This is a genomic window from Edaphobacter sp. (genome assembly GCF_035532915.1).
In the GTDB taxonomy this organism is placed as follows: domain Bacteria; phylum Acidobacteriota; class Terriglobia; order Terriglobales; family Acidobacteriaceae; genus Edaphobacter.
In genome coordinates this window covers 32,970-40,528 of record NZ_DATKQC010000045.1, presented here as the reverse complement: position 1 = coordinate 40,528, position 7,559 = coordinate 32,970, and the positions used below count along the sequence as shown (strand labels likewise).

The window sequence follows — 7,559 nt, the reverse complement described above, 5'->3', positions numbered from 1 at the left end:
TGAAAATCTTGAGGCGCTCACCGAAAATGACGAGGTGAAGTTCGTCATCACCGGTCGCGAAGACTACGAGTTTGCCCGCGACTTTATCCGCCAGCACGACTTGAACGGCAAGGCGGGCGGCATACTGCTCAGCCCGGCCTTTCGGCAGACTCCCAGCCCCCAGCGCACTGCCGACAATATGGCGCTCGATCCGCGCAAGCTGGTCGAATGGATGCTGGCCGACGGCCTCGATGCGCGACTCTCTCTCCAGGTCCACAAGTTCATCTGGGAGCCGATGAAAAAGGGCGTCTAGCTGGTCAGGTCGAGTCCCGCCGGTGCTATATTTTCTCCATGCAGCCCTCGAAGGCTAATCCCGCCCGGTTGATTGGACTCTCGATTCTGGGCAGCGTCATTGCGGCGAGTGCTTTTCTTGTCATTCTCGTTGCAGAGAGTTTTCGAGATCGCGGCCACGGTGGGTCCCTGGGTGGCATTATTATTGCAAATCTCATTGCGATGCTGGCGTTTTTATGTGGAGGGTGGTATCTCAGCTTCTGGTCGCAGCAGGAACTGAGCAATGGCATAGCGTCCGATCGCTGGACCGAAGAACAACTTCGTCTGGTGCATGCCTTTTCAGAGAGTCGCATCTTAGCGAAGGTGGCTCCCATCGCTCTACTTGTCCTGGGAATCATTCTCTATCTGATAGAGACTTCTGGTTGGCATCACAGCAGTTCCATCGGCTTTTGGGTTTGCTTCATCCTGAGTCATGGGCTGATGGCTCTTAACCGCAGCCTTGCAGCGCCAAAGGATTCGCAATCGACGTTATGGCTCGAGACGTCAGCGCCTCTTCGATCAGAGCATTGGGGCGAATAGCGTCCTTGTTTCGTCGGTCTAAAGAATTTACCGCAGGATCTTCCGTACTACTCGCCGCACTGTCTCCGTCACCACGCCGAATATTGCATGCGATGCCATCTCGCTGGTGCGTTCGCGTGTTGTCTGTTCTTCGGGCGGAGCGGACAGCCCCATTACGGGCAGCGCTCCTTCATGAGTCAACGACGCCAGCGCCATGCCGAATCCAGCGCCGTCCTTCGCAGTGGCTGCGGGATAAAACTCGGCCAGCGCGCCATAGGCTGCTCCGGTCAGCGCGCCGAATCCCCAATGGATCGTCTCCACTGCGACTGCCTGTCGGTTCGCTGCCAGTTTGTCTCCAGCCAGTTTTTCTGCAAGCACCGCTGGAGGCTCGGGTTCTCCGTGGGTGCGCGGGGGATAGACCTTCTCTGCAATGGTCTTGGCTGCGGTGGCGACTAATCCGCCGATCAATCCTGCTATCAGGCCCTTGAGCAGCGACTTCGCAGGCTCATTCTTTCGTTCCTCGGTTATCTCACTCACTCGCTCACCCCTGTATCCGGTCGTCTAGCGGTTGGATGCATTCCATCCGTCTCAGGCTTGCCGGTGGATTTGGATAGCTACATGATCTTGATATGCCGTAGGTCGCCGCGCTATCCAAAGAAGATCTGATTCACTTCTGAACGTTCCTCAGGGGCTAAAGCCTCGTTATAGAAGAGCGATTTGCGGCGCGGCTGAAGCCACGCCCTTTCAAAACGAATGCTTGATTGGAAATTCCTCAGCTCTTGCCTGAATCGCTCCAGTCATAGACCACGATGCCGAGATTGTTCAGCGTATTGACCACAGTCTCCATGTTGCGCCGCACCTGAGGACGCGCTTTGACAGGAGTTTCGTGAGCCTCTTCGACCGCGATCACGCGGCCATAGGGCCACGCGCTTTGCGGAATCGCATTGAGCGCAGCGGAGAGTTCATCAAGCCGTACGTTGAGGTCGCGTCGCCGCGCACCCATGGGGCGCAGCAGGCCGCCTTTGCCCATGTCGCTGGTGTTGGCGTCGGCGAGCATGACGTGCACGGTCACCATGCCGCCCTGAACTGTCAGGTAAGGATTCTGCCAGAGGTTGAGGCTCTTGACCGCCATGTACTGCGCCTTCGTCGGTAGCGGAATGGCCTCCATCTGCTGCTTGGCCTGGTTGGCCTCCTGCTGCTGTTCGGCGGCGATGGCGCGCATCTCGGCCTGGCTGGGCGTTGCAGTATGGGTGCAGCCGGTGAGCATCACTGGAAGGAGGAGAGCAGGGAGCAGGGCAAAGTGGAGAATGGATCGTGGGTGGCGCACGGATATTAGCATATCAAGCGGGTACTCCTTCAGAAAAGTGCCAAAACACAAAGTTCTTTCCGGTTTTCATCGCCCGGTCCATTTTGGGGAGCGCTTTTCGAGAAACGCCCCGGTTCCTTCGGTTTTATCGGCGGTTCCACAGAGCCGCCCGAAGATCTCGGCTTCCACCTGCATGGCCGCGTCGATTCCCAACCCGCTCCCACGCTCGACGGCCTCCAGGCATCCGACTACAGCCAGTGGGGCCGTTGCCACGATCACGCCAGCGAGTTCTTGCGCTCGCGCCATCAACGCCTCGGCTGGCAATACGTCGTCCACCAGACCGATGCGCAGCGCCTCCGCCGCTCCAATCATCTCTCCGGTCAGCATCAGGCGCAGGGCCGCTGACCGCCCGACCAGCCGGGGCAAGCGTTGGGTGCCACCGTATCCCGGTACCAGACCGAGTTTTACCTCGGGCTGCCCCAGACGGGCGGTTTCGCTGGCAAGACGCAGGGTGCAGGCCATTGCCAACTCACATCCGCCACCAAGCGCGAAGCCGTTGATGCAAGCGATGACCGGCTTGCCGCAGGTCTCGATGAGGCGAAATACCGCTTGGCCCCGTTGCGCCTTGGCCTGGCCGGAGACGGCATCGGTTGCCGCAAGTTCATTGATGTCGGCGCCGGCGGCGAAGGCCTTTTCGCCCGCTCCGGTCAAGAGGATGACGCGAACCGCCGAGTCTTTCGAGAGGTCTGTGAACACTGCTTCCAGTTCGTCGAAGACCTGGGCGTTCAATGCGTTTAGAACCTTCGGGCGGTTCAGCGTGACGGTCGCAATCTGCCCGTTGATCTCACACAGCAGCGTCTCGTAGTTCACCGGCATCTCCTTCGCATTGCATTTCAGACGATACAATCGAACTTATGATTAAGGGAATTACGGTTGTCAGCGCTGTTGCTTCGGCAGATACGTTCGACCGGCTCAACAGCCTGCTTGCCGCGCTGGGCTTTGAACCGGGTAAAGGCTGGAAGGACGACAAGGGCCGCGGTTCCGCGCATCTGGCACCGCTGGGCAACCTTGAGTTTGTTACGGGAAGACCGCCAGCGGTTCCGCCGCTGCTTGTTGAGGTCACACAGCTCGATCAGGTTCATGCTGCGGTCGAGAAGTGGATGCTTGCCTATTACCGTACGGAAGAGATTGCGGAGTTGCTCTCCGCAGTGGAGCTTACGCACTGGAACAGCCGCCTGTTTACGGTCAAGATTGCGACCGGAGAAGCGGAGGCGCTGACGCTGGGCTTCTGGCAGTCGGAGAATCCGCTACACCACAAGCCGGATGCTGTAGAGGGCGATCTGTCGGCTGCGGGAATGCGGTTTGCCATCGTCACTGCTCGTTGGAATGCAGTGATTACCGACCGTTTGTTGCAAGGCTCTTTGGATGGGCTGTACCGCAGCGGTGCGGCGAAGGCCGATGTCGAGATTGTTCGCGTGCCGGGCGCGTGGGAGATTCCTTCGGCGGCGCGCACGCTGGCGGAGTCGAAGCGGTTTGACGCAGTGATTACGCTGGGATGCCTGTTGCGCGGCGAGACGGCTCATTATGAGGCGATTTATACCGAGGTGGCGCGGGGCATTGGCCAGTCGCAGCAGGAGACGGGCGTTCCTCATGCCTTTGGCGTACTGACCTGCGAGACGCTGGAGCAGGCGCTCGACCGGGCAGGCGTAAAGGCTGGAAATAAAGGATTTGAGGCTGCGGTTGCAGCGATTGAGATGGTTTCGATCCAGAAGAAGCTGGCGGTGAAGCTCTAATGGGAACTCGGCGTAAGTCCCGTGAATTGACGATGCAGATGCTGTTTCAGGGCGATCTTGGCAAACAGAGTCCGGAGGAAGTGCGTAAGCTGTTCTGGCCTTCGCGGGACGATGTGGATGCCGACACCCGCGGCTTTGCTGAGGATCTGTACCGCATCGCAACTTCGCGGCAGACCGAGATCGATGCATTGATCGAAGCTCACGCGCAGAACTGGCGGATTGAGCGAATGCCGGTGGTGGATCGTAGCCTGATTCGGGCGGCCGTGGCGGAGATGCTGGGATTTCCTAACACCCCGGCGGCGATCATCATCAATGAATCGCTCGAGGTGGGACGGCGCTATGCTGCGCCCGAGTCGATCCACTTTCTCAACGGTGTGCTCGATGCGATTGCGCGTGACTTGATGAAGAAGCGGCTGGCCTAAGCTCTCGCACCGCTGAAGTGCTCTTTCATTTCTTCGGCTTTTTAGGATGCTTTGGCTTTACAGGCTTTTTGCCTCCAGCGGTCGCAGGTGGCATGAGCGGGATCAGCGTGGTCGTTTTGGGGGAGCCCAGGCCGGTGCAGGCGTCCCAGCCGGAGCCTGCGCTGAAGCTGCCATTGTTACCCGAGGTGATGTCGCGGAAGCCGGCTTTCGCCTTGGCGGCGTAGATCTGCGGTTGAAGAAACCCCGCAGCTGTACCGTTCTGCTGATTGGCTACGGCGATGAGACCTGCCCAGAGGGGAGCAACGGCGCTGGTGCCTCCGATGACGAGTGTCTGGCCGTCGACGCGGACGGTGTAGCCAGTGGCGGGATCGGCGTTGCCGCAGACGTCAGGAACGCCGCGGCCTCCCGCGCTGTTGCTCGGCGCAGGCACGTTGGAATTAGCTTGCCAGGAGGGCAGAGGGAAGACGTTGCTGACGCCGCCGCCGGTCGCTCCTTCGTTGCTGGCTTGCTCGTTCCAGACCACCTCGTTGGAGATGGTGCTTCCGCTGCCGGTGAGCTTGGTCCCTCCGCAGGCGAGGACGTGGGGGCTGGAGGAGGGAAAGTCGACGTTGTTGCCGGTACCGCTGTCGGACGAGCCGTTGTCGCCCGCTGCCACGGTGATGGAGATACCGAGCGCGGCCGCGGACTGGCAGGCGGAGTCGAGCGCGGTCATGGCCTGCTGGGTCCAGTTGGCCTCCGCCGATCCCCAACTGATGGAGATGACGCTGGGCTTGTTGGTGGCGTCGTGGATGGCAGAGTCGAGGCCGTCGAGGAAGCCCTGATCGGTGTTGGGAGCAAAGTAGACAGCGATGTTGGCGCCGGGGGCCACAGCGGCGGAGACTTCGATGTCGAGCATAACCTCGCCGTCGGCGCTGCTGACAGTGGAAGGGCTGTTCTTGGCTCCGTCGACGGAGACGGCAGTGACTTTGGGCGCGGGCTGACCGAGAGTTTTGAAGTAGGCCGTAAGGTCGGCGGTGCGGTAGCCTCCGCCCAACTCAAGGATGCCGATAGTCTGGCCTGCACCGCTGGCGTTACCGGGGAACTGGTAGAGCTGCGCGACCTGGACGGGAGTGTATGAGATGTCGCCCTGGGCGCGGATTTGCGACGTGGCGAAGCCTCCGCCCTGCGCGATAGGTCTGCTTTTTTGGTGGGCGATGCGAAAGTGCGGTTGGGCCTGGGGACGGTTGTCGAGCCCGAGCACGGCTTCGACCTTGCCGGAGAGCTCTGAAGGGAGGGTGATGTTGCCTTCTCGAATGCGATAGGTAGCGGCGTCGGTGGTGTTGTGGACAAGGGTGGTGCCAAAGGCCCTTTGCATCGCGGCAATGGTTCCGGTGAGCTTGAGGATGCAACTGCCGGGAGCGGGCGTGCCGGAGACTGCGGTGAGGCCGTACTCCCTGGCGAAGGCGCGGATGAGCTTGAGGGCGTTGGGGTCGGGCCCGTGTGCCTTGCGGAACTGGGCGCGGGTGAGGCGTTGTTTGCCCACGCGGTTGGCGGCCTTGAGCGGGGCCTTGCACTTGACGACGATGGAGACGGTGATGCGGCTGGCGAGCGGGGCTGGCTTTTCGGCGGCTGGCCTGGCAAAGGAGGGCTTGTGGCTGCCGGCGAGGATGACGCGGCTTTGGGTGGTAAAGCTTGCGGCGGATTTCTTTGTCGGCATGGGAGCCTCCATTGAGTGTGATGCATTCTAGTCCGGGGCCGGATGTGGATTTCACGGGGCTGGGAGATCGGCTGCTACGATGGCTGCTGCCGGGAAAAGGCGTCCACCGAAGCCGTGGGGCATCCGGCGGAATGGAGAGCGGGATATGAACGGAAGTTGGACGAGGCGGCACTTTCTTGGCGGCGCAGCAGGTGCGGCGGCATCGCTCGCGGTGGGTGGGACACAACTTTTGGCCGAGCAGCCTGCCTCGATGCGCGGAAGATTCGTAACCCACGTTTCGGTCGTGCGCGTGAACCAGATTGAGGTGACTCCCACCCGGTCGATCGGCGAAGATGAGTCTGGCGATAACAGTACAGCCCATATCCGCTCGCGGCGAGATGCCTTTGCAAGAGGCTGTCCGGACGGGAAGATGACGTGGGCCATCAGTTGGCTGGCTTTAAAGGACAATCGGGAAGAGTACAAGCAGGCGCGCAAGCTGCTGGCTTCTTATCATGACAAGTACGGCGACGAGATCACCTTTATTCCGGGTGGCTACTTCGCGCCCATGTACGACACCCGCGAGCACATCCGTCAGACGATTCACGACGCATTGGGCCTTGTCTCTAATATGGTTGGCGGCGGCTATCGTCCGCAATGCGTGGTGGCGGGCTTTATGGACGCGGAGAACCAGAGGCTGCTGGCGACCGACGAGGGCATCCATGTGTGCCAAGGGCAGATCTGGAGCCAGCACGGCATCGATCACGGGGACGGCGACGGAGGCATCTGCTATCCGTATTACCCTAGCCGCGAACACTATCTGAAGCCCGCGCAGGGGCCCGCGGACTTTATCGACTGCGTCTGCCTCGACGGGTGGACCTGCGATTTTCTGACGGCGCGCCGAGAGGGGTTCCAGGGCGGCTTCAACAGCCGGATGGGCGTGGGCCCGATTGAGACGGTGGGGAATCTGGGCAAGGAGGCGGGCCGCAGAGAGATGATGGACACGACGGCGGTGCACTTTGACCGTGGCCACGCGCTGAACGGCTTTGGCTGGGTGACGGGCATCTGGGAGGTATCGGTGGGCCACGACGAGGACCTGACCTACTGGTTGCAGACGATGCGCGAACGATGGCCGGATACGCAGGTGATGACCGAAGGCGCGTTCGGGCTGGAGTGGCGCAAGCATACGCCCAGCAATGCGTTGCTCAACTACCGGTTTGACGAGAAGGGTACGGGGGCGCCGGGCTCAGAGAAGAACCTCGAAATCGAGTGGTTTATGAACCGCGAATTTCGGCTGGCGCTTTTGCACGACTGGACCACGAACAGCCCCTCCATGGCAATCGACTTTACGCGGTATGACCTGAAGACCGAAGAGCCTCGTGGGCTGCAACGCGAATGGAGCTTGATGAATGTGCTCAACCAGAAAGGCATGCGCCCGCAGGATAAGCCGAAGCGGCTGGGCCAGCTGAGCGCAGATGACCAGCGCCGCATCTTTGAGCGGTATCCCGAGTTGAAGAAGCGGGCTTGATCAGGATTGC

General features: G+C 60.7%; 8 protein-coding genes and 1 pseudogene. 5 read left to right on the top strand and 4 right to left on the bottom strand.

The genetic code is table 11. The features are described from left to right. Both VMU57_RS02380 and VMU57_RS02375 read left to right on the top strand, forming a co-directional pair. Window positions 1-292 (top strand): annotated as a pseudogene (locus VMU57_RS02380) (7-carboxy-7-deazaguanine synthase); the annotation flags it as partial. Window positions 293-330: 38 nt separating this feature from the next. Beyond that, window positions 331-849 carry a hypothetical protein gene (locus VMU57_RS02375; protein WP_325380404.1) on the top strand — a complete coding sequence of 173 codons (519 nt, stop codon included), beginning with the start codon at window positions 331-333 and terminating at the stop codon, window positions 847-849. Between the two features lie 27 nt (window positions 850-876). On the opposite strand, the gene VMU57_RS02370 is transcribed toward VMU57_RS02375, so the two are convergent. The 3 genes from VMU57_RS02370 to VMU57_RS02360 form a co-directional block, all read right to left on the bottom strand. Further along, window positions 877-1,365 carry a DUF1440 domain-containing protein gene (locus VMU57_RS02370; RefSeq protein WP_325380402.1) on the bottom strand — a complete coding sequence of 163 codons (489 nt, stop codon included), beginning with the start codon at window positions 1,363-1,365 and terminating at the stop codon, window positions 877-879. A gap of 235 nt (window positions 1,366-1,600) precedes the next feature. Next, window positions 1,601-2,167, bottom strand: coding sequence for a hypothetical protein (locus VMU57_RS02365; RefSeq protein WP_325380400.1), 567 nt, complete (start codon window positions 2,165-2,167; stop codon window positions 1,601-1,603). 54 nt (window positions 2,168-2,221) lie between these two features. After that, a complete protein-coding gene (locus VMU57_RS02360) occupies window positions 2,222-3,010 on the bottom strand; it encodes an enoyl-CoA hydratase-related protein (protein ID WP_325380406.1) in 789 nt (262 codons plus the stop codon). A 38-nt stretch (window positions 3,011-3,048) separates the two neighbouring features. Here VMU57_RS02360 and ribH point away from each other — a divergent pair, with 38 nt between their 5' ends. Both ribH and nusB read left to right on the top strand, forming a co-directional pair. Continuing rightward, window positions 3,049-3,927 (top strand): 6,7-dimethyl-8-ribityllumazine synthase, encoded by an 879-nt coding sequence (ribH, locus tag VMU57_RS02355; RefSeq protein ID WP_325380398.1) that lies wholly within the window; start codon window positions 3,049-3,051, stop codon window positions 3,925-3,927. After that, entirely contained in the window at window positions 3,927-4,349 is a 423-nt protein-coding gene (gene nusB / locus VMU57_RS02350) for a transcription antitermination factor NusB (RefSeq protein WP_158910082.1), read from the top strand. The genes ribH and nusB overlap by 1 nt, the downstream gene beginning before the upstream one ends. 25 nt (window positions 4,350-4,374) lie before the next feature. Here nusB and VMU57_RS02345 read toward each other — a convergent pair whose 3' ends face one another. Further along, window positions 4,375-6,045, bottom strand: coding sequence for a S53 family peptidase (locus tag VMU57_RS02345; protein ID WP_325380395.1), 1,671 nt, complete (start codon window positions 6,043-6,045; stop codon window positions 4,375-4,377). A 145-nt stretch (window positions 6,046-6,190) separates the two neighbouring features. Here VMU57_RS02345 and VMU57_RS02340 point away from each other — a divergent pair, with 145 nt between their 5' ends. Beyond that, the gene (locus VMU57_RS02340; RefSeq protein ID WP_325380393.1) at window positions 6,191-7,549 is read left to right on the top strand and encodes a DUF3863 domain-containing protein; all 1,359 of its coding nucleotides are present in this window, start codon (window positions 6,191-6,193) and stop codon (window positions 7,547-7,549) included. Window positions 7,550-7,559: the final 10 nt, after the last annotated feature.

Coding starts and splice junctions, on each gene's coding strand:
- VMU57_RS02365 (WP_325380400.1), bottom strand. CDS start 2,167: ATGCTAATATCCGTGCGCCACCCACGATCCATTCTCCACTTTGCCCTG.
- VMU57_RS02375 (WP_325380404.1), top strand. CDS start 331: ATGCAGCCCTCGAAGGCTAATCCCGCCCGGTTGATTGGACTCTCGATT.
- nusB (WP_158910082.1), top strand. CDS start 3,927: ATGGGAACTCGGCGTAAGTCCCGTGAATTGACGATGCAGATGCTGTTT.
- ribH (WP_325380398.1), top strand. CDS start 3,049: ATGATTAAGGGAATTACGGTTGTCAGCGCTGTTGCTTCGGCAGATACG.
- VMU57_RS02360 (WP_325380406.1), bottom strand. CDS start 3,010: ATGCCGGTGAACTACGAGACGCTGCTGTGTGAGATCAACGGGCAGATT.
- VMU57_RS02345 (WP_325380395.1), bottom strand. CDS start 6,045: ATGCCGACAAAGAAATCCGCCGCAAGCTTTACCACCCAAAGCCGCGTC.
- VMU57_RS02340 (WP_325380393.1), top strand. CDS start 6,191: ATGAACGGAAGTTGGACGAGGCGGCACTTTCTTGGCGGCGCAGCAGGT.